Origin of the sequence: Streptococcus suis (genome assembly GCA_002831545.1) — a bacterium.
GTDB lineage: Bacteria > Bacillota > Bacilli > Lactobacillales > Streptococcaceae > Streptococcus > Streptococcus suis_P.
Window position 1 is genome coordinate 889,620 of sequence record CP025095.1, and the last position, 25,470, is coordinate 915,089.

General features: G+C 45.7%; 17 protein-coding genes and 1 pseudogene. 13 read left to right on the plus strand and 5 right to left on the minus strand.

Going from position 1 to position 25,470, the window contains the following annotated elements; all coding sequences use genetic code 11:
- Positions 1–2: 2 nt before the first annotated feature.
- The 5 genes from secA2 (at position 3) to CWM22_04495 (ending at position 5,830) form a co-directional block, all read left to right on the plus strand.
- Entirely contained in the window at positions 3–2,387 is a 2,385-nt protein-coding gene (gene secA2 / locus CWM22_04475; protein ID AUC91215.1) for an accessory Sec system translocase SecA2, read from the plus strand.
- Positions 2,388–2,400: 13 nt separating this feature from the next.
- Entirely contained in the window at positions 2,401–3,903 is a 1,503-nt protein-coding gene (gene gtfA, locus CWM22_04480; protein AUC91216.1) for an accessory Sec system glycosyltransferase GtfA, read from the plus strand.
- Positions 3,900–5,225 carry an accessory Sec system glycosylation chaperone GtfB gene (gene gtfB / locus CWM22_04485; GenBank protein AUC91217.1) on the plus strand — a complete coding sequence of 442 codons (1,326 nt, stop codon included), beginning with the start codon at positions 3,900–3,902 and terminating at the stop codon, positions 5,223–5,225. Before gtfA ends, gtfB begins: the two co-directional genes overlap by 4 nt.
- An 8-nt stretch (positions 5,226–5,233) precedes the next feature.
- A complete protein-coding gene (locus tag CWM22_04490; GenBank protein ID AUC91218.1) occupies positions 5,234–5,416 on the plus strand; it encodes a hypothetical protein in 183 nt (60 codons plus the stop codon).
- A 120-nt stretch (positions 5,417–5,536) separates the two neighbouring features.
- Positions 5,537–5,830, plus strand: coding sequence for a hypothetical protein (locus CWM22_04495; protein AUC91219.1), 294 nt, complete (start codon positions 5,537–5,539; stop codon positions 5,828–5,830).
- A gap of 320 nt (positions 5,831–6,150) precedes the next feature.
- Here the strand turns inward: CWM22_04495 and CWM22_04500 are convergent, their stop codons facing one another.
- From CWM22_04500 to CWM22_04510, 3 genes are read right to left on the minus strand one after another with little or no spacing between them, the layout of a single operon-like run.
- A complete protein-coding gene (locus CWM22_04500; protein AUC91220.1) occupies positions 6,151–6,390 on the minus strand; it encodes a hypothetical protein in 240 nt (79 codons plus the stop codon).
- A 33-nt stretch (positions 6,391–6,423) separates the two neighbouring features.
- A complete protein-coding gene (locus CWM22_04505; GenBank protein ID AUC91221.1) occupies positions 6,424–7,374 on the minus strand; it encodes a hypothetical protein in 951 nt (316 codons plus the stop codon).
- Positions 7,371–7,565: a hypothetical protein gene (locus CWM22_04510; GenBank protein ID AUC91222.1), complete on the minus strand. Its 195-nt coding sequence runs from the start codon at positions 7,563–7,565 to the stop codon at positions 7,371–7,373. Before CWM22_04510 ends, CWM22_04505 begins: the two co-directional genes overlap by 4 nt.
- Before the next feature lie 613 nt (positions 7,566–8,178).
- Between CWM22_04510 and CWM22_04515 the strand changes: the two are divergent.
- From CWM22_04515 to CWM22_04540, 6 genes and pseudogenes are all read left to right on the plus strand, one after another.
- Positions 8,179–8,430 (plus strand): annotated as a pseudogene (locus CWM22_04515) (accessory Sec-dependent LPXTG-anchored adhesin).
- A gap of 1,551 nt (positions 8,431–9,981) precedes the next feature.
- The gene (locus CWM22_04520; GenBank protein ID AUC92840.1) at positions 9,982–17,934 is read left to right on the plus strand and encodes an accessory Sec-dependent LPXTG-anchored adhesin; all 7,953 of its coding nucleotides are present in this window, start codon (positions 9,982–9,984) and stop codon (positions 17,932–17,934) included.
- Positions 17,935–18,171: 237 nt separating this feature from the next.
- Complete coding sequence (locus tag CWM22_04525; protein AUC91223.1) at positions 18,172–20,070, plus strand: ABC transporter ATP-binding protein; 1,899 nt, start codon at positions 18,172–18,174, stop codon at positions 20,068–20,070.
- Positions 20,071–20,116: 46 nt separating this feature from the next.
- Complete coding sequence (locus CWM22_04530; protein AUC91224.1) at positions 20,117–20,212, plus strand: hypothetical protein; 96 nt, start codon at positions 20,117–20,119, stop codon at positions 20,210–20,212.
- 44 nt (positions 20,213–20,256) lie between these two features.
- Positions 20,257–20,733, plus strand: coding sequence for an XRE family transcriptional regulator (locus CWM22_04535; GenBank protein ID AUC91225.1), 477 nt, complete (start codon positions 20,257–20,259; stop codon positions 20,731–20,733).
- A gap of 1 nt (position 20,734) precedes the next feature.
- Positions 20,735–21,562: a methyltransferase domain-containing protein gene (locus CWM22_04540; protein AUC91226.1), complete on the plus strand. Its 828-nt coding sequence runs from the start codon at positions 20,735–20,737 to the stop codon at positions 21,560–21,562.
- A 39-nt stretch (positions 21,563–21,601) separates the two neighbouring features.
- On the opposite strand, the gene CWM22_04545 is transcribed toward CWM22_04540, so the two are convergent.
- Positions 21,602–22,387, minus strand: coding sequence for a glutamine amidotransferase (locus tag CWM22_04545; protein ID AUC91227.1), 786 nt, complete (start codon positions 22,385–22,387; stop codon positions 21,602–21,604).
- The gene (locus CWM22_04550) at positions 22,387–23,730 is read right to left on the minus strand and encodes a DUF1727 domain-containing protein (GenBank protein ID AUC91228.1); all 1,344 of its coding nucleotides are present in this window, start codon (positions 23,728–23,730) and stop codon (positions 22,387–22,389) included. The genes CWM22_04545 and CWM22_04550 overlap by 1 nt, the downstream gene beginning before the upstream one ends.
- 179 nt (positions 23,731–23,909) lie before the next feature.
- On the opposite strand from CWM22_04550, the gene CWM22_04555 reads away from it, so the two are divergent.
- Positions 23,910–24,761, plus strand: a complete 852-nt coding sequence (locus tag CWM22_04555) for a TIGR00159 family protein (protein ID AUC91229.1) — start codon at positions 23,910–23,912, stop codon at positions 24,759–24,761.
- The gene (locus tag CWM22_04560) at positions 24,754–25,458 is read left to right on the plus strand and encodes a hypothetical protein (protein ID AUC91230.1); all 705 of its coding nucleotides are present in this window, start codon (positions 24,754–24,756) and stop codon (positions 25,456–25,458) included. The genes CWM22_04555 and CWM22_04560 overlap by 8 nt, the downstream gene beginning before the upstream one ends.
- The last annotated feature ends 12 nt before the right edge of the window (positions 25,459–25,470 follow it).

The following is a 25,470-nucleotide window of genomic DNA, read 5'->3' on the forward strand; positions in this document are numbered from 1 at the left end:
GAATGAAAAAACTCCGACAATTTTTCTCTATGGATTATTATCGTTTAAAGAGATTGAAGAGGATTTTTACAGAAATTGATAGCTTAAAAGAGGAGATGGCAGGCCTGACGGATGCTGAAATGCGAGCTAAAACTCAGGAGTTCAAAGCGAGATTGGCAGCTGGTGCAAATTTGGATGATCTCATGGTGGAGGCCTATGCCTTGGTTCGCGAGGCGGCCAAGCGTGTCTTGGGCATGTTTCCCTATCCTGTTCAAGTAATGGGAGCCATTGTTCTTCACGAGGGCAATATTGCGGAGATGAAGACGGGCGAGGGCAAAACCCTAACAGCTACCATGCCTCTCTATCTCAATGCTTTAGAAGGCAAGAGTGCTATGCTGGTAACGACCAGTGGCTATTTAGCGCGTCGTGATGCAGAAGAGATGGGAGCGGTCTATCATTTTTTGGGATTGACAGTGGCTTGTGGTGTGGATGATTCGGATGATCGGACCACCAAAGCTGCTCTCACTAAGAAAGACATCTATGCAGCGGACATTGTTTATACGACCAATGGTAGTTTAGGTTTTGATTATCTCTTTGAGAATCTGGCGACCCATAAGAATAATAAATACCTGCGCCCTTTTCATTATGCCATTATTGATGAAGCAGATGCTGTCTTGCTAGACACAGCCCAAACGCCTTTGATTGTTTCAGGCTCTCCCCGTGTGCAGTCTAACCTTTATGCTATTGCTGATCATTTCGTTACTGGTTTGAAAGAGGGAGTGGGCTATTACTATAACCGAGAGCACGGAGAAGTTTGGTTGACCCAGGCAGGAATGGATGAGGCAGAGCGTTATTTTAGTTCGCAGGAATTGTTTGATATTGATCATGCGGAATTGGTCCGTCATGTCATCTTGGCCTTGCAGGCCCATAAGTTATACACTTTGGGAAAGAATTATGTTATCCAAGATGATGAGGTGAAATTGCTGGACAAGACGGACGGGCGTGTGCTGACTGGAACCAGGCTACAGGGGGGCATTCATCAGGCTATTGAACAAAAAGAAGGGGTCAAGGTCACTCCGGAAATGCGTTCGATTGCGTCAGTGACCTACCAAAATCTTTTCTTGATGTTTGATAAGCTGGCTGGAATGACAGGAACGGGTAAGACCGCAGAAGCGGAATTTATCGAAACCTATAACATGGAAGTGATTCAAATCCCGACCAACAAGCCTGTCATTCGCAAGGATTATCCGGATAAGATTTATACGACCATGCCTGAAAAAATTACTGCTTCTTTGGACTTGGTGAAGAAAATCCATGCGACAGGTCAACCCATCCTTCTGGTAACAGGCTCGGTCAATATGTCAGAGATTTATTCGGAGATGCTTTTGTTGGAAGGGATTCCCCATAGCTTGCTCAATGCCTATAATGCAGCGAAAGAAGCGCAGATGGTGGCGGAAGCTGGCCAGCTAGGAACAGTCACGGTGGCTACCAATATGGCTGGTCGTGGAACGGATATAAAGCTGGGACCAGGTGTGCGAGAATTGGGTGGTCTGGCTGTTATAGGGACAGAACGGATGAAAAGTCAACGAATGGACCTGCAAATGCGCGGTCGTTCAGGTCGCCAGGGAGACCCAGGTTTTAGTCAATTTTTTGCCTGCTTAGAAGATGATCTTCTGATTGAAAATGGTGGTAAGTGGATTCAAGATTTTTATAAGAAGAATAAAGATTTGGTGGATCCGAGTAAGCCACAAGAATTGACTGGGAAACGGTTCAGGAAAGCCTTACAACACTCTCAAGAGGCTAGTGATGGTACTGGAAGAGCCTCACGGGGCATGACCCTGCAATTTGACGAAAGCGTCAAACTCCAACGGGATTATGTTTATAGAGAAAGAGATGCTATTATTGAGGGGCGGAGTCAGGCTCTAGATATTTTGCAATTTGCCAAAGAAGACATTGACCTCTACCTTAAACGCCATCCAATATTAGAAGCTCATAGTTTGGAACGCTATATTTTAGACCATATTACCTACGATTTTCAGGCTTTTCCAGAACATCTGGAAGTAAGGAATCACAAACAAGTGCGAGCTTTCTTGCTGGGAATCATTGAAGCAGAAATTCAGAGGAAAAAAGAACTTCTAACGACCGATTATCTTCAGTTTGAACGTCTGGCTGTGCTAAAAGCCATCGATGAATGCTGGGTGGAAGAGGTAGATTATCTTCAACAACTTCGCATTATCGCAGGTGCCAGACAGGTAGCTCAGCGCAATCCAGTATTTGAATACCATCAGGAAGCCTATAAAGGTTATCAGAAAATGAAAGAAGAAATCAAACGCGGTATCCTTCAGAACATCCTTTTGAGCGATGTTTCCTATACGGAAAAGGGAGAGATGCAGGTGTATTTTGCTTAAGAAAGGGCTATAAATGACTGTCTATAATATCAATCTTGGGATAGGCTGGGCCAGTAGTGGTGTAGAATATGCCCAGGCTTATCGGGCTCAACTTCTTCGTCGTAAGGGAGTGGATGCCAAATTTATTTTTACCGATTTCTTTGGTCAGGATACTCTGGCTGACTTGACCCGAAATATTGGGTTTGAGGATAAGGAGATTATCTGGCTCTACACTTTTTTCACGGATCAAAAGATTGCTCCGATTAGTTATACGCTAGACCAGCTTCGGGAAGATGTTGCTGGGAATATTACTAGAGAAGAACGGGACGGGAAGATTGTGCGTTTCTTCTATGAGGAACAGGACTTATTTCTGACAGCCTATCTGCGTCAGGAAGATCAAGACCTAGTACATCGTGTCGAATACGTTTCTAGAGGAATGCTGATTCGGAAGGACTTTTTCACCTATATGAGAAGTTTCAGTGAGTACTACACTCCCCGTGATAACAGGGCTCATCTCTATCTCCGTCGCTACTTTAATGAAGATGGTTCGGTTGCCTATGAAGAGGTAATTGATGGTGAAAACTCTGTTTACCGCATGCCAGATGCCATCCTTTCTTCCAAGGATGAATGGATTGCCTATTTTATGCAGCAATTGCAGCTGACTGCCAAGGATATTGTCATCTTGGACCGTGCGACAGGTACAGGACAGGCCGTTTTTGCCAATAAAGGACCAGCTAGGCTAGGAGTGGTCATTCACGCAGAACACTATAGCCCAAATAGCTTGACGGACCAAACGATACTTTGGAATAACTTCTATGACTACCAGTTTGTTCATGCAGATAGTGTTGATTTCTTTATCACCTCGACGCAACGGCAGAAGGAAGTTCTAGAAGAACAGTTTGCTCGTTATGTGGGCAAGGTTCCCCGTGTGCTTGATATACCGGTAGGAAGCATTGATACTATACGTCATTCGGAAAAGAGAAAGCCCTACTCCATGATTACAGCTTCACGTTTGGCTACGGAAAAACATGTAGACTGGCTGACCAAGGCTGTGATTGCAGCAAAGAAACACCTGCCAGAATTGACATTTGATATATATGGCAGTGGTGGCGAGCAAGATAAAATCGAAACTATCATTAAGGAGTATGGTGCAGAGGACTATATCCAACTAAAAGGTCATCAGGATTTGACAGAGGTCTATCAGAATTATGAGCTTTATCTTACAGCCTCAAAGAGCGAAGGGTTTGGCTTGACCTTGCTAGAGGCTATTGGTGCTGGTTTGCCGCTTATTGGTTTTGACGCTCCATACGGCAACCAGACCTTTATTCAAGATGGGCTCAATGGCTATCTCTTGCCTTTTCCACAAGTAGAAGATGAGAAGGAAATTGTTGCCCAGTATTGTCAGGCTATTCGCATTTTCTTTAGCCAAGAAAATCGTCAGGCCATGCAGGAAGCCTCCTACCAAGTTGCTTCTAAATTTTTAACCTATGAAATTGAGAAAAAGTGGCTAGACTTAGTAGAGGAGGTTGCACAATGATTCATTTATTTGATAGCTATCATCAAGGAAGTTGGGATTTGCACTATTCCCTGCTATGCTCGGGTTATCATAATCCGACTATTGTCCTTAATGATGACGGTTTTCTACCTCACGATGTGACCTCGCCTTATCGTTTTTTTACCCAGTATGAGCAGATGGAAGGTCATGCCTTGTATTTCAATCAACTACAAACTCCGGCTTTTTGGGAAATTCGAGGTGATAATAGCCAGGCTGCTATTTATAATTTTGCCAATAAACGTGCCCAGATTCATTACGCCCATCCAAGCCATAAGCGTTTGATCAAGGCAGTGGATTGGTATGATGAGGCTGGGCGAATTGTGGTAACAGACCGTTACAATGATAAAGGGGTTCGTTTTGGTCAGACTAGTTATGACAGGCAGGGACAGGCTACTCAGACTAGCTATTATGGTCTCAAGGGGCAAGAAGTCTTGGTTGAAAATCATGAAACGGGCGACCTGATTTTGAATTATCAAAACCGTATCTACTTTTTCAAAACGAAGCATGAATGGATTGCTTTCTATCTCAAGGAGGCAGGTTTTGAGTTAGACCGTATTATTTACAATAGCCTGGGTTTATCCTTCTTGACGACTTTCTATCTCAATGAGGATGGTGAAGACATTCTTTTCTGGCAGGAACCAATTCATGATAGTATTCCAGGTAATATGCTCCTATTGCTCAATCAGCAGAGCAGACGACCAAGCAAGGTAGTGGTACAGGATAAGGCCACTTATGAACGCTTGCTAGAATTAGCCAGTTCGGAACAGAGGGAACAGATTGTTTATTTGGGTTTCCTCTATCCTTTCAAGGAGAAAAAGAAGTTGAAACCAGAAGCCTTAATTTTAACCAATTCTGATCAAATAGAGCAATTGGATAACTTGATTACAGGTTTGCCCAATCTTCATTTTCATATTGGTGCCATTACAGAGATGTCTAGTCATTTGATGGCTGTTGGTAATCATGCCAATGTGACTCTTTATCCAAATATTTCCATGGATATGGTGAGGGACTTGTATCAGAAAACCAGTATCTATCTGGACATCAACCATGGTGGCGAGATTTTATCAGCTGTACGAACTGCCTTTGAACATCGCTTGTTGATTTTTGCTTTTGGTGAAACTGCTCACGCCAAGATCTATGTGGCCAAAGAAAATTGTTTTAGTTCCTTGCAGGTAGAGCTCTTAGTTACTAAAATCCAGAATCTTCTGACTGAGTCAGGAGAAGAAGCAAACCGTCTATTGACTTGTCAGGAAGAAGAGGCTAATTTAGTTGATGTTGCTGCTTATCAGCGTTTGATAGGATAGGAGAAACTATGACCAGAAAACATCCTTTGAGAGAACGAATTGAACAACGCTTGGAAGAAGAGCGGTATGTTCTTCCTAAAAAAAAGAAAAAAAAGAGAGGCTTTGATTTTCATATCATCATTATTCTCTCGGTGCTGATTAGTTTGGGTTTGATTATTTTTAGGATTATTCAATTCTTTTTTGATAAATAGATAAGGCTTGGTTGATCCAGCCTTTTTCTTATTGTCAATTATCAGTTTATCTTTGATTACTTCGACGTGCGAGGAAACGTCGTATCCTTATTTCCAACTGCTAGAGATTTAGCCTTCTGGGTGGGAGTGGGAAGAACTCGACCCTTCATAGAAGAGTTCGTCAACAAGCCTATATTTCTATTTGTTGAGCTGAAACAGTCTATTCCCAGACTGTTAAAGCCAATCAACCTCTGCGCTGAGATGTTGACACTAACTTTGAGAAACGGTGCTGGGCTTGAGCCCAGCCTCTGTAATAATGAGAGTTCTGATAAGAAAGGAAGTAGCAAGATTCGACATGGTTATTCATATTTAGAAGAAATGTTTATGCCGACCTACTTTCACTGTCAAAAAAAAGCCCTAGAGAGCCGATTATAACAAATTCAAAGTCGACGTGGTTCACAAAAAGCAATCATTGTCCCTGTATGTCAAGTATTAAAAGCAACTTTTGCTATTTAAAAAAAACAAACGAAATATCCTGAATTTTTAGTACAGAAAAAGACTACTAGGAAAGATCCTAGTAATCTAATTATAAATTTTTTGGCTTTGATTCTATCATAGGGAGGGAATGTTATATTCCTTTAGTTGTGGTATCAGAAGTCGACAACTAAAAAGAGTTTGAGGTTTCTCAGAGTTCGTCTTCCCAATATCAGTTGTATGGTCTATTTCTAGACTGTTTTTAGTTCCACTCTAAACGCTTAAAATCCTGCAACCAATTGACTGCGAAGTTGTTCGACTAGGGAGAGGGGAAGAGTTGTATAGCGAGCAATCGCATCATTATCTAAACCATCTGCAAGCAAACGCTGGGCAAATTCCAGGCGTTCTTTTTGTTCCGCTTTCCCCCAAGCTTCTTCCCAAGCTTCTTCCCAAGCTTCTTCTCGTGCCTCACGTAGGGATGAGTAGTAGAGTTCTTCTCTGTCAAATTCTTTATCCCACATGTCTTGTTCCTCCTTGGTCCATGTTCTGCCTAACTACCCACCTGTCGCCAATTGACTACGAAGTTGTTCGACTAGGGAGAGGGGAAGAGTTGTACAGCGAGCAATAATATCATTATCCAACCCTTCTGCTAATAAACGCTGGGCAAATTCCAGGCGTTCTTTTTGTTCAGTTTCTTCCCGTGCTTCTTCCCAAGCTTCTTCCCAAGCTTCTTCCCAAGCTTCTTCCCAAGCTTCTTCCCAAGCTTCTTCTCGTGCCTCACGTAGGGATGAGTAGTAGAGTTCTTCTCTGTCAAATTCTTTATCCCACATGTCTTGTTCCTCCTTGGTCCATGTTGTGTAGTCTAGGGCATGTTCTGCCTGTGAAATAATCTTGTCTGGTTGGATAGTGAAGTCTCGGTTTCCAAAAAATTCAAACCATTTTTTCAAGTCGTATTCTGAGATAGTTTCGGGCTGGTATTTGCCCAATTCCAGAAAGGCGAGTTTGACCAGACTGTGCTGTTTGTCACTGTTTTTTGGCTGGATAAACAGTTCTTGATTGGTGTTTTCTTCTCGCAGGGAGAAGATGTGAAAGGGTTGGTCATCGTCAAAGTAATTCTTCTCCACGAGGGCGATTCCATAAACAGGATAGAGCCATTCGTGGGTGGTATGCGTGTCGCCGTGTTCCTGACGGGCATGTTCAAAATTATCATGTACCTGGGTACAGATATAGGTCCACAGGCGGTTGATGAAAAATTTTTGCTTGACAATTTGAATTTCGATAATGACCTGGGTGCCGTCGTCTAGCTTGACCAAAATGTCCGTCACCGTATAGAAACCGCGGGGCGAATGATCATTGGGCAGGCTAATCTGGTGACCGTCCAAGAGTTCAACTTCTGTAACAGCTAGGTTTAAAATGTCTGACACAAAGGCCTTGGTGACTTCCTTGTTTTGAAAAATCTTTTTGGCGACTGTATCCTGTGTTGGTTTTAAGCGACTATGTCTCAATCTACCACATCCTTTTCATTTGATTTCTTAATGGCAGAGTCTGGCAAAACACTTCTCAGAGTTAGTGTCAGCATCTCAGCGCAGTGGTTGATTGGCAGATTTGTTCGTGTATTACACTCCAAATCTGACCTAATCAACTGTGCGGGGGTGGGAAAACGAACTCTTTGTTGACTAGTCGAGTTCTTTCCCACTCCCACTTATTTATTCGAAATCAAATGAAAAAAATTTAAATCTACTGACAGGGGCCAGGTGGGGTAGTGAGCAGTAGTATCCTAATGATATTATAGCAGGCATCCGTCTTTTTTTCAAGAGTGGGAAGAGCAGTTGCTGGCGTGCTTGTTTATTCTTATTCATTTATTCGATTTAATCAATAGAGAAATTAGAAGATGTTTTGTGTTGGAATTTACCATTTTTTGGTGGAATCGTGATTTTAGAAGTTAAAAATGAGAGGCTCAATTAAGCTAATTTTTAGTTACTTTAGTTATAGTATAGTTATTCAGTATATCTTTTGAATTTTTAGGCTTGCTTCTGCGATAGATGTATACTGTTTTCCTTATTTCTTTATAGGAAGTAAGTCGTTATTCTGCTTGAAATAGACATTAGCATATTTGGTGGGAATTAAGATTTTTTAGAAGAAATTCAAGAGGTGTTTGAATATAATATTTTGTAATTGTATATATAAACAAAAAAGTTGTTCTTATTGATATAGATTTATAATTATGGTAAAATAGTAATAAAGTTTTATTTTATCCATATATATATATCGTGTGTGTGAAGAAAAATGAATATTTCTAGGGAGTTTTCATGAACAAAAAACGATTTAATAAGCATTTTGATGAAATTGGACGTAGAAGTCGGGTCAAAATGCATAAATCGGGTAAGAACTGGGTTCGGACGGTCTTGTCCCAAATCAGTCTTTTACGCGTGATTAGAGGGAAGGGGCAGGCCAAGGTTACTTTGCCGATTATTGAAACAAATGAGGAGCAGAGAAGTTCTCGTCTGGCTTACTTACAGGCCTTGTTAGCCTCGGGGGCTGCCATATCTGGGACGACCCTTGCGCTGAATACTTTTGCAGAAGAGCAAGTCGCTGTAGTGGAGCAACAGGTTGATAGCACAGACACCCTTGTTGATAAAAATATCGTGGTTGTTGAAAGCGTTTTAACGGAAGTGGTTTCGGAAGAAAGTGTTGCATCAGATACAGGTTCCGCCACGGCTAGTGAGGCAGGGTCAGGGAGTGCCAGCACCTCGGGTTCTTTTAGCGCCAGCCAGTCTGCTTCAGTTAGTCTATCTAGCTCAGAGAGTGCTAGTTTGTCTGTTTCTGTTTCTGCATCAACCTCTGCGAGTGTTTCCGTTTCGACATCAGCGTCAGAATCTGCCTCAACCAGTGTGTCTATGTCTGTTTCTAGCAGCCTAGTAGAGGGAAAGACGAGTTCGATAGGAGCAGTAGCTTCAGAAAATAGTAGTGAACCATCAGGAAGTAAGGTGTCTGAGTCCAGTCTGGTTGCTGTTGAGAGTAGAGGCGCCCTTTCTTATGCGCCTTCAACTGATTTGCTTGCTCCAACGGATGCTTTGGCGCAGCCCGATAGTACTATCGTTGCTATGGCTACTGCAAGTTCGGAAGTTGCAACAGGGTTAGTAGCTACTAGTTTGAACAGTAGTTCGTCTAGCCAGTCTGAGACGACACAATCGGTCAAGACTGTAGATCGAGTAGCCAATATCAACTATATCGTCAAATATGAGCGAGAAGATGGCTCTCTTGTTTCAGCAGATGTTAAAACTGTCACTGTCATAACGGCAGAAGCCAGTGCAAAAAACACTGTGTCGGTTGAGGTTGTAGCACCAGATGGCTATAGCTTGGCGGACGGTCAAGCCAGCACAATTTCGCAGGAGGTCACGGAGTCAGGGGCTAACCTGTTGACGGTAAAAGTTGTAAAAAAAGAGGATACTCCTCTTTTATCCACTCCTGAAGTAGAGGCGGCAAAGAAAGTTCTTGAGCAAGTAAGTTCAGAAGCCTTGGTTCTTTCCAATGATGTCTTGCGTCGCTTCTACGATGATACAGAAAAGGCTTCCTTGGTCACCCTAGCGACAGATACAAAAAATAGTGCCATTGATGCCAGTATCTTACTAAGCAGTGCAAGTGCTACAGAGGAAGAACTCCTTGCCAAGGCAGAAGTTGTCCGAACCGAGACGACCCGTTTGGCAGAAGAGTTGCGTCTACAGACAGGTACAGAAGAGGTGTCTGTAGCTCTAGCGACGGATAATGTAGCGCCTCAGATTGTAAGTACGAACCATTTAATTCTATTTAATGGCTTTAAAATTGATACTCCACTCGTTTTTGCTGTAGTTAAAGAGGCTAGTCATCCCGATACATGGAGAATGAAGGGAATCAATTACTATGGCGATAGCACTTCGTTGGACGAACTTCAAAACGGAGTAAACAATATTCTTAAAACCTTGCCAGGCATTGTTGTAGAAGTCAAGCGAGTTGCGGGAACTGCAGATCAAAACCAATTTCTCATTTCAGGTACTCCTGTTTATACTGGAACAGTTGGGGAGCGTACCTATTTCACTCGTTCGCCGTATGCCTTGGATGCTGCCGGAAATCGGATGACGAACAATGTTAATGGATGGCTAGAGTCTCGATTTGTTATCGTTGAACTCAAAACCGCCAATAACTTTGTAAACATGGCTTGGAATGAGCAAGTAACAACGGATACAATTGTGAACAAGGTTCGTTCACAAATCAAGACGGGTGCTCCTTCTGATGTTCAGAATATAATAAATAATCTCCGTATCACTCCTAAGGATGCGCTACCAGCCTTAAATGAATCAAAAACTGTTAACGTAAAAGTGACGGTTCAAGGTCAGACCAACTCTGCGGATACAGCAATTTTTGTCAACTACCCACCAACCATTGAATCTGTGACAGATTACACCGTCTTTGCAGGTACAGCCATTGCAACAACAGATGGCAGCAATAGCATCCGACCAGTAGTGGCGACTGAGAGGGACGCTGTTAATGGGGTCAATAATACAGTTGAACAACAGGCCAAAACCATTACAAACTCGTCAATCAGCGGAGATACGGGTCTCTCGGTCAACACAACGACTGGTGCCCTAAGCGGGACAATCTCGCAAGCAAGTGGTGCTGGTTTCTTTACTCGAACTATGACCTTTACCGATGGTCTCAATAACAGTTCAACATCTGGAAACTTCAGACTGTACATTATTGATACAGCGGCCTCTACCCTCTCTCGCGCTCATAAGAATAAACCATCTGAGCAGGAGGTTATGGATGCGGTAACTGTAGATAAGGGAGATAGCCCGACAACTGTGACAAAAAGTGTCATCTCTATCCCTGATTCGACTGGTGTTGCGGAGACATTAAATGCTGTCGTACGAGTAACGACAGCTCAGGGCGTTTACAAAGATGTTCAGGTTCCGATTAACTACAGCGCCAACCAAGCTCCTACAGTGACATCAAGCGAACAAGTTGCCGATAAACGTCAGGCGACCTACGACCTCTCAACAGGCGTTGTTGTTTTAGATGCGGAAGACGGTTCATCACAAGACCAACGTGCCACCTCACCAAGGGTAACCAAGTATGAAGTACTAGATGATACTGGTAGTGTCGTTCAGACAGTCACGGATATGACAGCTACTAGCATTAATACCTCTACTCTAACACTTGGCAAGACCTACACTGTTCGCGTAACAGGTGCAGATAATGATGGTGCAACTACCACAGGAACTTACACACTGAGAGTTGCCGATACTGGACCTACAACGACTGTTGTTAACAATATGGCTGTCTTTAAGAATACACCGATAGCGCGTACAGATAATTCGACCAGCATTACACCAGTGACCGCAACAGATCCAAATGGTATTTCAGGTGCTCGTTTGTATATCACCAGATCGAACGGTACGAAAGGTGACCAAGATACAACATCAGGCTTTGCAATTAACCAGACAACAGGGGCGTTCTCTGGCACAACAGGAGCAAGTTATCAGGGAAATCCAGGCGTCTATAGTCGGAGCATGGAGTTTACGGATGGTTTGGGAAATGTTTCTGGTCTAACGGATTTTAAACTCTATGTTTATGATGTTACAGCCGGTAGTCTGACACAGAATTACAAAACAACGCCAACTGCTGATCAAGTTCTTAATCAGGTTACGATTCAAGGGACTTCTAGCGGAAGTATAGGTGTAGGAAAAGAGATTATAGGCTCTATTCCTACGACAAATGGTTCGGCAACCGTACGTGTTACCACAGATCAAGGCGTTTATAAGGACGTTCAGGTTCCAATTACCTACCGAGCTAACCAAGCACCTACGATTACAGCAGCTAATCGAACGGTAGACAAGGGCGTTGTTGCAACATATGATTTAAGAACAGGAGTAATTGTACGTGATGTTGAGGATGAAGCAAACAACCTTACTCCATCAGTTACCCAAATTGTCCTAAAAGATGCGTCAACAAATACGGTCATAAGTACTATTACAAACACAAGTCATATGACGATAAATACGAGTACGCTTGACCCAACTAAAACTTACACTGTAGACGTGACAGGTAGTGATGCGGAAGGCTTGACGGCAACGACTAGCTATACACTAAGTGTTACCGATAGTGCCCCGACCATAACTGGCATTAGCAATATGGCCATCTTTAAGGGTACAAGTATTCAGACAGAGGATGGGACAAATGCAGTTTATCCCGTTACTGCAACAGATGCGAATGGTTTTTCAAGTGTTCGTCTCTACAAAACGCAAGCGGATGGAACGAGTCGTTTAGAAGAAACGAATTCAGGTTTTACAATCAACCAGTCAACCGGGGCATTTTCAGGAACTGCAAGTTCGACCTATAACGGGGTTGGTGTGTATTCAAGAAGTTTGATTTTTACGGATTCCTTTGGAAATGCAACACAGCTTCAGAACTTCAAACTCTGGGTGATGGATGCGACAGCAAACAACTCATTAGAGAATCGTTTGTATAATCATACTCCGTCTGAACAGGAAGTATTGGATGCAGTAACAGTTTCAACTGGTGGAAGTACGATCGGTTACACGAAGAAATTAGTATCATCTATTCCTACGACAGATGGGACAGCAACAGTTCGTATTACCACAGCTCAAGGCGTTTATAAGGATGTTCAAGTTCCAATTACCTACCGAGCTAACCAAGCACCTGCAGTGACAGTTTCTGATCAAACCGTTGACCGTGGTGGAAAAACAACGATTGACATCTCTACTGGTGTTACTGTGACGGATGCGGAAGATGGCAGAGACCCAAATGATAGTCTTACAACCACTATTACCTATACGGTAAAGGATGCAAAAGGTAGTATTGTTTATCAAGGAAGCCAGCCGAATGTTCCAGCAGAGACATTAGTAGCAGGAATCTATACGGTAACTGTAGCAGCGACAGATGCCTACGGTGCTAAGACTGAGAAAACGTATACTTTAAATGTTACTGACAGGAATTCTGAGTCTGCCTCAGCCTCAGTATCAGCCAGCGAGTCCGCCAGCACAAGTGCTTCAACTAGCGCAAGTACCTCCGCATCGACTAGCGCAAGTACAAGTGCTTCAACCAGCGCAAGTACCTCCGCCTCGACAAGTGCAAGTACAAGTGCCTCAACGTCAGCCAGCACGTCCGCATCAACAAGTGCAAGTACCTCCGCATCAACCAGCGCAAGTACGTCCGCATCGACAAGTGCAAGTACCTCCGCATCGACTAGCGCAAGTACCTCCGCTTCAACAAGTGCAAGTACGTCTGCTTCAACGTCAGCCAGCACGTCTGCTTCAACATCGGCAAGTACGTCTGCTTCAACATCGGCAAGCACATCAGCATCAACAAGTGCAAGTACCTCCGCTTCAACAAGTGCAAGTACGTCTGCCTCAACCAGTGCAAGCATGTCTGCCTCAACAAGTGCAAGCACAAGTGCTTCAACGTCAGCCAGCACGTCAGCATCAACCAGCGCAAGTACGTCTGCCTCGACAAGTGCAAGTACCTCCGCATCAACCAGCGCAAGCACGTCAGCTTCAACATCGGCAAGTACTTCTGCCTCAACGAGTGCAAGTACGTCTGCCTCGACAAGTGCAAGTACGTCCGCATCGACTAGCGCAAGCACGTCCGCCTCAACCAGTGCAAGCACAAGTGCTTCAACCAGCGCAAGCACGTCCGCTTCAATGAGTGCAAGTACGTCCGCATCGACAAGCGCAAGTACCTCCGCTTCAACGTCATCCAGCACGTCTGCTTCAACAAGCGCAAGTACCTCCGCATCAACGTCGGCAAGTACGTCTGCATCGACGTCAGCAAGTACTTCTGCCTCAACCAGTGCAAGCACGTCTGCCTCAACAAGTGCAAGTACGTCCGCTTCAACCAGCGCAAGTACGTCTGCCTCAACAAGTGCAAGTACCTCCGCTTCAACGAGTGCCAGCACGTCTGCGTCAACGTCGGCAAGTACGTCTGCCTCGACAAGTGCAAGTACAAGTGCTTCAACCAGCGCGAGCACATCTGCCTCAACGTCAGCAAGTACGTCCGCATCAACCAGCGCAAGTACATCTGCTTCGACCAGCGCAAGCACAAGTGCTTCAACGTCAGCAAGTACCTCAGCCTCAACAAGTGCAAGCACGTCCGCGTCAACTAGCGCAAGCACAAGTGCTTCAACGTCGGCAAGTACATCCGCATCAACATCGGCAAGTACGTCCGCATCAACCAGCGCAAGCACTTCTGCCTCGACAAGTGCAAGTACAAGTGCTTCAACCAGCGCAAGTACGTCCGCCTCAACGTCAGCAAGTACGTCCGCATCGACAAGTGCAAGCACAAGTGCTTCAACGTCAGCAAGTACGTCCGCTTCAACCAGCGCAAGTACGTCCGCCTCGACAAGCGCAAGCACAAGTGCCTCAACCAGCGCAAGTACAAGTGCTTCAACCAGCGCAAGTACAAGTGCTTCGACTAGCGCAAGTACGTCCGCATCGACAAGTGCAAGCACGTCTGCCTCAACGTCGGCAAGTACGTCCGCATCAACGAGTGCCAGCACGTCAGCATCGACAAGCGCAAGCACGTCAGCCTCGACAAGTGCAAGTACCTCCGCCTCAACCAGTGCAAGCACAAGTGCTTCAACCAGCGCAAGCACGTCCGCTTCAATGAGTGCAAGTACGTCCGCATCGACAAGCGCAAGTACCTCCGCTTCAACGTCATCCAGCACGTCTGCTTCAACAAGCGCAAGTACCTCCGCATCAACGTCGGCAAGTACGTCTGCATCGACGTCAGCAAGTACTTCTGCCTCAACAAGTGCAAGCACGTCTGCCTCAACAAGTGCAAGTACGTCCGCTTCAACCAGCGCAAGTACGTCTGCCTCAACAAGTGCAAGTACCTCCGCTTCAACGAGTGCCAGCACGTCTGCGTCAACGTCGGCAAGTACGTCTGCCTCGACAAGTGCAAGTACAAGTGCTTCAACCAGCGCGAGCACATCTGCCTCAACGTCAGCAAGTACGTCCGCATCAACCAGCGCAAGTACATCTGCTTCGACCAGCGCAAGCACAAGTGCTTCAACGTCAGCAAGTACCTCAGCCTCAACAAGTGCAAGCACGTCCGCGTCAACTAGCGCAAGCACAAGTGCTTCAACGTCGGCAAGTACATCCGCATCAACATCGGCAAGTACGTCCGCATCAACCAGCGCAAGCACTTCTGCCTCGACAAGTGCAAGTACAAGTGCTTCAACGTCAGCAAGTACGTCCGCCTCAACGTCAGCAAGTACGTCCGCATCGACAAGTGCAAGCACAAGTGCTTCAACGTCAGCAAGTACGTCCGCATCAACCAGCGCAAGTACGTCCGCCTCGACAAGCGCAAGCACAAGTGCCTCAACCAGCGCAAGTACAAGTGCTTCAACCAGCGCAAGTACAAGTGCTTCGACTAGCGCAAGTACGTCCGCATCGACAAGTGCAAGCACGTCTGCCTCAACGTCGGCAAGTACGTCCGCATCAACGAGTGCCAGCACGTCCGCATCGACAAGCGCAAGCACAAGTGCTTCAACCAGCGCAAGTACGTCAGCCTCGACAAGTGCAAGTACCTCCGCATCAACGTCAGCCAGCACGTCTGCCTCAACGTCAGCAAGTACTTCAGCGTCAACCAGCGCAAGTACAAGTGCCTCAACAAGTGCAAGTACGTCCGCCTCGACAAGTGCAAGCACAAGTGCTTCAACGTCAGCAAGCACGTCTGCATCGACCAGCGCAAGTACTTCAGCCAGCACGTCAGCTTCAATGAGTGCAAGTACATCCGCATCAACGTCAGCCAGCACGTCCGCTTCAACCAGCGCAAGTACGTCTGCCTCGACTAGCGCAAGCACAAGTGCCTCAACGAGTGCAAGTACGTCCGCATCGACAAGCGCAAGCACAAGTGCTTCAACCAGCGCAAGCACGTCCGCGTCAACTAGCGCAAGCACAAGTGCTTCAACGTCGGCAAGTACATCCGCATCAACATCGGCAAGTACGTCCGCATCAACCAGCGCAAGCACTTCTGCCTCGACAAGTGCAAGTACAAGTGCTTCAACCAGCGCGAGCACATCTGCCTCAACGTCAGCAAGTACGTCCGCATCAACCAGCGCAAGTACATCTGCATCGACTAGCGCAAGTACATCGGCATCGACAAGTGCCTCAACGTCAGCAAGTACGTCCGCTTCAATGAGTGCAAGCACGTCTGCCTCAACATCGGCAAGTACGTCCGCATCGACAAGTGCAAGTACGTCAGCTTCAACAAGTGCAAGTACGTCAGCATCGACGTCAGCAAGTACTTCAGCGTCAACCAGCGCAAGCACGTCAGCATCGACCAGCGCAAGTACTTCAGCCAGCACGTCAGCTTCAATGAGTGCAAGTACATCCGCATCAACGTCGGCAAGTACGTCCGCATCAACCAGCGCAAGCACAAGTGCTTCAACGTCAGCAAGCACATCAGCATCAACAAGTGCAAGTACGTCTACTTCGACAAGCGCAAGTACGTCCGCCTCGACAAGTGCAAGTACAAGTGCTTCAACCAGCGCGAGCACATCTGCTTCAATGAGTGCAAGTACGTCCGCCTCGACTAGCGCAAGTACGTCTGCCTCGACAAGTGCAAGTACGTCTGCTTCAACATCGGCAAGTACGTCAGCTTCAATGAGTGCAAGTACCTCCGCATCAACGTCGGCAAGTACGTCCGCCTCGACAAGTGCAAGTACGTCTGCTTCAACATCGGCAAGTACGTCCGCCTCGACAAGTGCCAGCACGTCTGCATCGACCAGCGCAAGTACGTCCGCATCAACGTCAGCAAGTACGTCTGCATCGACAAGTGCAAGCACAAGTGCTTCAACGTCAGCAAGTACGTCCGCTTCAACATCGGCAAGTACAAGTGCTTCAACCAGCGCGAGCACATCTGCCTCAACGTCGGCAAGTACGTCCGCCTCAACAAGTGCAAGCACGTCCGCTTCAACCAGCGCAAGTACATCTGCTTCAATGAGTGCAAGTACATCCGCCTCGACAAGTGCAAGTACAAGTGCTTCAACCAGCGCCAGCACGTCTGCCTCAACGAGTGCAAGCACGTCTGCATCGACAAGCGCAAGCACAAGTGCTTCAACGTCGGCAAGTACATCAGCTTCAACGAGTGCCAGCACGTCTGCGTCAACGTCGGCAAGTACGTCTGCATCGACAAGTGCAAGTACAAGTGCTTCAACGTCGGCAAGTACGTCCGCTTCAACGTCGGCAAGTACGTCTGCATCGACAAGTGCAAGTACCTCCGCATCAACGTCAGCCAGCACGTCTGCCTCAACGTCAGCAAGTACTTCAGCGTCAACCAGCGCAAGTACGTCTGCCTCGACAAGTGCCAGCACGTCCGCATCAACATCGGCAAGTACCTCCGCATCAACATCGACAAGCACAAGTGCTTCAACGTCAGCAAGTACGTCCGCATCAACATCGGCAAGTACCTCCGCATCAACATCGACAAGCACAAGTGCTTCAACGTCAGCAAGTACGTCCGCTTCAACATCGGCAAGTACAAGTGCTTCAACTAGCGCAAGTACGTCAGCATCGACAAGTGCCAGCACGTCCGCATCAACGTCAGCCAGCATGTCCGCTTCAACATCGGCAAGTACAAGTGCTTCAACCAGCGCAAGTACGTCTGCCTCGACAAGTGCAAGCACGTCCGCTTCAACCAGCGCCAGCACGTCTGCATCGACAAGTGCGTCAGAGATTTGGATTGTATCAAATGCTGGTGGTACTTCCATGGAATTACCAAAAATTGATATTCAATCGGTATCTGAATCCATAAGTACCTCTCAATCGTTGTCAGCAAGCATAAGTGTCTCAACTAGCGCAAGTACATCGGCGTCCACGTCAGCAAGTATGTCTGCGATGACTTCTGAAGTTGCAAAACCAGTGAATCGGAAGGCAACTAAGCTACCTAATACAGGTGAAACGCAGTCTTCAGTATCAGGATTGTTGAGTGCTACGATGTTAGCAGGAGCTTTTGCGCTCATCGCTAAACGTCGTCGTAAGGAGCGAGAAGAAGATGATATTTCATAATGGTATTCAGTTTGTAGATAGAACTGAGAGAGTTAACAGAATTCTGTATTGCAGTAGAAAAGCGAACTCTTCGTTAAGCTAAACTAATTGGGACGTATCAAAAATAGCTCTATAATTCGCTAGTGGTTTTAACCATTGACGACATTATAGAGCTTTTTTGGGTAGAAGGATTGGCTATCTATATTTTTGGTGAATAGCAGGTGTCATGGTTCGGCAAATTTATGGTACAATATTGCTATGATTATTCTAAGTGGAAACAAGATTGAACGCTCTTTTGCGGGCGAAGTTTTATTTAACAATATCAACATTCAAGTGGACGAGCGGGATCGGATTGCCCTTGTCGGAAAAAATGGAGCAGGCAAGTCTACTCTGCTCAAAATCCTTGTCGGAGAAGAAGCAGCGACAAGCGGTGATATTTCAACCAAGCGTGATTTGTCCCTTTCTTATCTGGCACAGGACAGCCGTTTTGAGTCAGAAAATACCATTTACGATGAAATGCTTCATGTCTTTGACGACCTGCGGACGACGGAAAAACGCCTGCGGTCTATGGAAGAGCAGATGGGTAGTCTATCTGGTAGTGAACTCGACCAGCTCATGAATACCTATGATAGTCTGTCGGAGGAATTTCGTCTGGCAGGTGGTTTTAGCTATGAGGCGGATATTCGTGCCATTTTGAACGGTTTTAAGTTTGACCAGACCATGTGGGACATGAAAATCTCCGAACTCTCTGGCGGTCAAAATACTCGACTTGCTCTGGCGAAGATGCTTCTTGAAAGCCCAGAACTCTTGGTCCTGGATGAGCCAACCAACCATCTGGACATTGAAACCATTGCTTGGTTGGAAAATTATCTGGTTCACTACAAGGGAGCCTTGATTATCGTCAGCCATGACCGCTATTTCTTGGACAAGGTGGCGACACTGACACTGGATTTGACCAAGCATTCCTTGGATCGTTATGTGGGCAATTATTCTCAGTTTGTCGAGCTCAAAGAGCAGAAGTTACAGACTGAGTTACAAAACTATGAGAAGCAGCAGAAGGAAATTGCAAAGTTAGAAGACTTTGTTCAGAAAAATATTGTCCGTGCTTCGACCACCAAGCGTGCTCAGGCTAGACGCAAGCAGTTGGAAAAGATGGAGCGACTGGACAAGCCAACAACTGGTCAGAAGTCTGCCAATATGACCTTCCAGTCGGACAAGACTTCTGGCAATATCGTCTTGACAGTGGAAAATGCTGCGGTGGGCTACGATGGAAACATTCTTTCCCAGCCTATTTCTATTGACCAACGAAAGCTGGATGCCATTGCCATTGTCGGACCAAATGGTACCGGAAAAACAACCCTGCTCAAATCAATCATCGGAGCTCTGCCATTTATCAAAGGGGAAGCCAAGCTAGGAGCCAACGTGGAAGTGGGCTACTACGACCAGACCCAGTCTGCCCTGACGCCTTCCAACACCGTCTTGGAGGAGCTCTGGTCAGCCTTTCCGACCACACCTGAAGTGGAAATTCGCAACCGCCTAGGAGCCTTTCTCTTCTCAGGCGATGATGTCAAAAAGTCCGTTTCCATGCTATCTGGTGGGGAAAAAGCCCGCCTGCTCCTTGCTAAGCTATCTATGGAAAATAACAACTTCCTCATCCTCGACGAGCCGACCAACCACCTGGACATCGACAGTAAGGAGGTCCTGGAAAATGCCCTCATCGACTTTGACGGCACCCTGCTCTTTGTCAGCCACGACCGCTATTTCATCAACCGCGTCGCCACCAAGGTCCTCGAAATCTCGGAAACTGGCTCCACGCTCTACTTGGGCGACTATGACTATTATTTGGAGAAAAAGGCAGAGCAGCAAGCAGAAGCCCAGCCTGACCAGCTAGAAAGTACTAGCCAATCAGCCGGAGCTATGGACTACCAAGCACAAAAGGAAAACCAAAAAGAGCAACGCAAACTAGCCCGCCGCATCGAGCAAATCGAGGCAGAAATCGATAGCATCGAAAACCGCTTAAGCGAGCTCAACCAAGCCATGCTAGAAACCAACGACATCGGTCAGCTAACCGATTACCAGAAAGAAATCGATCAATTGACTGCCCAACAAGAAAACCTCATGGAAGAATGGGAGGAATTATCTGAGCAGATGGGCTAGGTTGACAGCAAGTTGACAAGAGGCTCAAACCCTTGATAGAACAGGCTTGCAAGTCAGTCTTGCGGAGTTAGCAAGACCACCTTTCGCTAAAAAAGTCCAGAGCAAGCCAGTCTTTCTTGGCAAACATCGACCGACAGGCTAAGATGAGTTTAGGACCTGCCAGACAGGTTCCTGAAAGGAGAAGAAATGAACTTTGGACAACAAATCAAAGACTTACGAAAAAAGAAAGGTTTGACCCAAGAGCAGTTTGCCCTCAAACTCAATGTGACCAGGCAGGCTGTTTCCAATTGGGAAAATGACAAGAATCTACCTGATTTGGAGCTCTTGATTCTCATGTCCTCTGTCTTTTCGATCTCCTTAGATCACCTTATCTTAGGAGGAACTGACATGAACAACATGACAGAAAAACTTGTAAAAGACGGTCGTGAAGGCCGCCGCACCCAGATGCACCTGACCATTACCATTATTGGTAGTTTTCTCATGCTACTCGGCTTCGTATGCTTTATCATCGAGGCAAACTCAGTCGAGTATATCGATGCCGAGGGCATTCTGCATGAAAATTTTTATCTCATTCCAGTCGGCTACTTGCTGGTCTTTACAGGAGCCATTGCCACGCTCCTATCAGGACTAGCCCTGCACCGCTTTAGAAAAGAATACAAATAAGATGACCAAACACCAACGTTTTGCCAATAGCGACCAATTTTTCGCCTGTCCCCATTGTGGGCAGGCTCTTGGTCTTGACCTCAATAGCCTCCGATGTCCCAACCGCCACACCTTCGACATCGCCAAGCAGGGCTACGTCAATCTGGCACCCCAGGTCAAGCAGTCTGCCAACTACCACAAGTCTAGCTTTGAAAACCGCCAGGCCTTTTTAGAGGCGGGCTATTACGATCATCTCTATGCGGCTTTGGAGGGAAAAATAGCAGAGCTAGGCTTGCGGTCTGTCTTGGACATCGGCTGTGGAGAGGGTTTTTATTCCCGTAAGTTAGCCGAGAAAATGGACTTGGACATTCTTGCTTTTGATATTTCCAAGGATTCCATCCTCCTGGCAGCTAGATCTGACAGGACCAAGTCGGTCAAATGGTTTGTCGGTGACTTGACTAAGTTACCCATTCAAGACAAGACCATTGACGGGATCTTGGACATCTTCTCCCCAGCTAATTATCAGGAATTTGCCAGAGTGCTGAAAGCTGGTGGAGCTATTCTAAAATTAGTCCCAGGCCCCAATCACCTCAAGGAGCTCCGCCATTTAGCCAAAGACCAACTCCGTAAGGAGTCCTATGACAACCAAGATATCGTGGACCATTTCAAGTCTTACCTGGGGCAGGTGGAGCAAGTGCTGGTCAGCCGGACTCTGCCGATTACAGCCGCCCATGCTCAAGTCTTGGCAGACATGACGCCCCTCTTTTTCCAAGTGGACCAGTCCAAGCTGGACTTGAGCCAGTTGACGGAGATTACGGTTGAGGCAGTGCTTTTGGTAGGAACTATATAAAAAATGAAACCGCCTCTGGATATCAGAAGCGGTTTTGCTTTATTTCTCAAATTCTGCCTTGCTTTTTACATCGCCGTATTCTTCAGCGACTTCTTTGCTGAGGATGTCAGCGTAGCTAGCAAGTTGGATGTCTTGTCCGTATTTTTTACGGAGGGAAGTTATGACCAAGCGGTAGGCTAGGTTGGCATTGCGGGACAGGATTGGTCCGTGGAAGTAGCTGCCGAAGGTATTTTTATAGTGCATGCCTTCGCCACCGTCTTTCTTATTGTTGCCATTGCCGTAAACGACCTTGCCTAGCGGTTTTTGGTTGTCAGCTAGGAAGGTGCGACCTTGGTGATTTTCGAAACCGTAGTAGGTTTCGTTGAACTCCTCATTGTGAATTTTGATGTCGCCGATATAGCGGTTATTGGTCTGGTTGAGGGTGTAATGGCCCATGATTCCTAGACCGTCAATCTTGCGGCCACCAGCTTCGATGTAATATTGCCCGAGCAATTGGAAGCCACCGCAGATAGCCAGCATGACACCATCGTTTTCGATAAAGTCTGCTAGGCTGTCTTTTTTAGTTGGTAAATCCTTGGCTAAAATAGACTGCTCATAGTCCTGACCACCACCGAAAAAGGCGATGTCGTAGAAATTTTTGTCAAATTCATCTGTCAGCGAAACGATGTCCACCTGAACACGAGCCCCCAGCTTTTCAGCCACATACTTGAGCATGAGGATATTGCCGTTGTCCCCGTAGGTGTTCATCAAATCACCGTAGAGGTGGGCGATGTGGAGATCGTAAGTGTAGTCTTTTTCAGGACTTTTTAATGACGTATAGACCATTATTTCATCTCCTTTCCAACGGCTTGGCGTTGAGCCAGCAGGTCGCGGAATTCGAGCATAGCTGTATAAGTAGCTAAAATATAAGCATGTTGGCTACTCGATTGCTCAATCAAGGCCATGATGTCTTCCAGTTTCGGCGTTTCAGTAATCTGGTTCTCAGGATAGCCAGTCACACGGAGGCGACGGGCGATTTCAGACGAGCGGACACCACCTGCAAAGACTTGTGGAATGTCCATTTGGGTAATTTGTTCAAAGTCAGCATCCCAAATCCAGCTGGTATCAATTCCGTCAGCGTAGTTGGCATTGAGAAGGACGGACAGGCTAAAATCGTATGGAGCCAGTTTCATCATTTCAATAGCCTGGGTTGCACCGACAGGGTTTTTAATCAAGACCAATGTACAATCTTTATCACCCAACTTAAAGGTTTCTTGGCGGCCGAAGACTGCCTTAGATTTGTCAAATCCTGCCTTGATTTTCTCAGGAGCTACACCGAAAAATTCTGCTACGCTGACAGCTGCTAGGGCATTGTAGATGTTGTAGAGGCCTCCGATGTTAATCTTATAATCCTGACCGTCAATGGCAAAGGTAGAAGAAGTATTGGTGATTTCTTTTAGTTCGGTCAACTTGTAGTCCAGCTCAGGTCGGCTAAAGCCGCAGTTGGTACAGATATAGCTACCCAAGTTGGCGTAGGTATTGAGCTTGTACTGGATAATCTGGTGGCAATGCGGACAGAGAACACCTTCGGTATTGTAATGAGCCAGACGAGGCTCATGTTCTTCTGTTGCAAAACCGTAATACTTAACTGGATTGATAACGTTCGTCGAGTTGAAAAGCGGACTATCACCGTTGGCGAGAATGGTCGCCTCTGGTGCCTTGGCAGCCCCGTCCAAAATCATCTGGTAGGTGGTATAAATCTCCCCGTAGCGATCCATCTGATCACGGAAGATATTGGTAAAGACAATCAAGCTAGGCTTGATAAAATCGGTCACACGGGCCAAGCTAGCCTCATCAATCTCCAAGACGGCAATCTTCTTGCCGTTTTTATTTTTCTTGGCAGATAAAAATGTTGCCGTAATCCCTGTAATCATATTGGCACCGCTGGTATTGGTCGTAATTTCGCCAAAGGCTTCTTGGAGGATGCCAACTGTCAGGGCGGTGGTCAGAGTCTTACCGTTAGTACCTGTCACAACAACGACTTCATAATCCTTAGCCAAACTATCTAAAATATGTTTATCGAATTTGAGGGCAATTTTCCCAGGCAGAGTAGTACCACGTCCTAGTTTTTTCAAAATGAACTGGGAGCTTTTTCCTGCTAGAATACCCAAAGCTGTATTTATTTTCATGGGATTATTTTATCATAAAGGTCACTGATTTTCTAGAATGGAGTGTGTTGGAACGTGATATATTCCTGCAGTAAATCTGTACTATTTTTAACAGGAAGGTCACTATTTTCTAAAGAAAAGGGGAAAATATGGTATAATGGGTACATTACTATGTATGAGTTAGAAAGTATGAGAATGATATGTTAAACCTAAACCAGTTACTGGATACAGGGTATTGGTCGAGTTTGATAGCCAGTCCTTGGACCGCATTGTTGCACCTAATTGATATTAGTATAGTTGTTTATTTGATTTATAATTTTAGTAAGTCTATTGCAGGTACTAAAATTATGACATTGATTCGAGGGGTTTTTCTCTTCATTATTGTCCAGATTATAGCGAGTTTATTCGGTCTGCAGACGATTGCTTGGCTGATTAATCAAGTAATCACGTATGGGGTTATTGCAGCAGTAGTTATTTTTGCACCAGAGTTGCGTGCTATGCTTGAAAAACTCGGTAGGACAACTCAGATTTTTGGGACAAATACAGTGAGTGCAGAAGAAAAGTTAATTGTTGCTTTTCTCAAATCGGTTGCTTATATGTCTCCGCGTAAAATTGGTGCACTTGTGGCAGTAGAACAAGCCCAAACATTGCAAGAATATAGAGCAACGGGGATTCCACTCAATGCGGATATATCGCAGGAATTGTTAATAAATATTTTCATCCCGAATACACCGTTACATGATGGGGCTGTAATTGTCAAGGAAGACAAGGTAGCTGTTGCTTGTGCTTATTTGCCCCTGTCAGAAAGCGCAGGAATTTCAAAGGAATTTGGAACACGACATCGTGCAGCCATTGGCTTATCGGAGGTATCTGATGCGTTTGTGTTTATTGTTTCTGAAGAAACTGGCAGTATCTCTATTGCACGAAACGGGATATTTAAACATGATTTGACTTTGGATGAGTTTGAAGCAGAGTTGCGAGCGACTTTTATTTCTGAAAATGTAGAGAAGAAGTCCATCTGGAAGCGATTAGGAGGTGGCAAACATGAATGATAAGTTTAAAGCTGTAGGTCACTTAGCCTTATCTATTTTTCTAGCATTGTTGCTCTTTTTCTATGCAACAACCACCAACTATAAAAATTCAGAAACAGCTGCACAGAACACGGAGTCAGAAACCTATGTTCACACACTGAGCAATGTACCGATTGAGATTGAATATGATACAAACAAGTATTTTATTTCCGGATTTTCTTCGACGGTAGCAGTTGAATTAAGGGGCTCTAATCGTGTTCTCCTACAGAGAGAATCCGATGAGTCAACTCGGACGTTTCAAGTGACTGCGGATTTGAGAGAGTTGAGTGATGGGACACAGACTGTCAAGCTACAATTGACTAATTTGCCAGCAGGAGTGAGTGCGACACTAGCACCAGATGCGATTACAGTTAAGATTGGTAAAAAAGTTAGCAAGGCATTCCCAGTAGCAGGTCGAGTCTATAGTAATCAATTGGCAGAAGGTTACAGTCTGTCTAAAGTTTCAGTCAACGTAGATACCGTTAAAGTGACAACGGATGAAGAAACAATGGCTAAGATTGATCAGGTCGAAGCTGTTGCGATGGATGTGAGCAATCTGTCTGAGAATTATAGTGGTACAGCTAAATTACAGGCTGTAGATAGCGACGGCAATGTCTTGCCAGTTGTACTGTCTCAGACGGAAGCAAATATGCAAATTATACTTACAAAAACAAAATAAGAGGTTATGAAA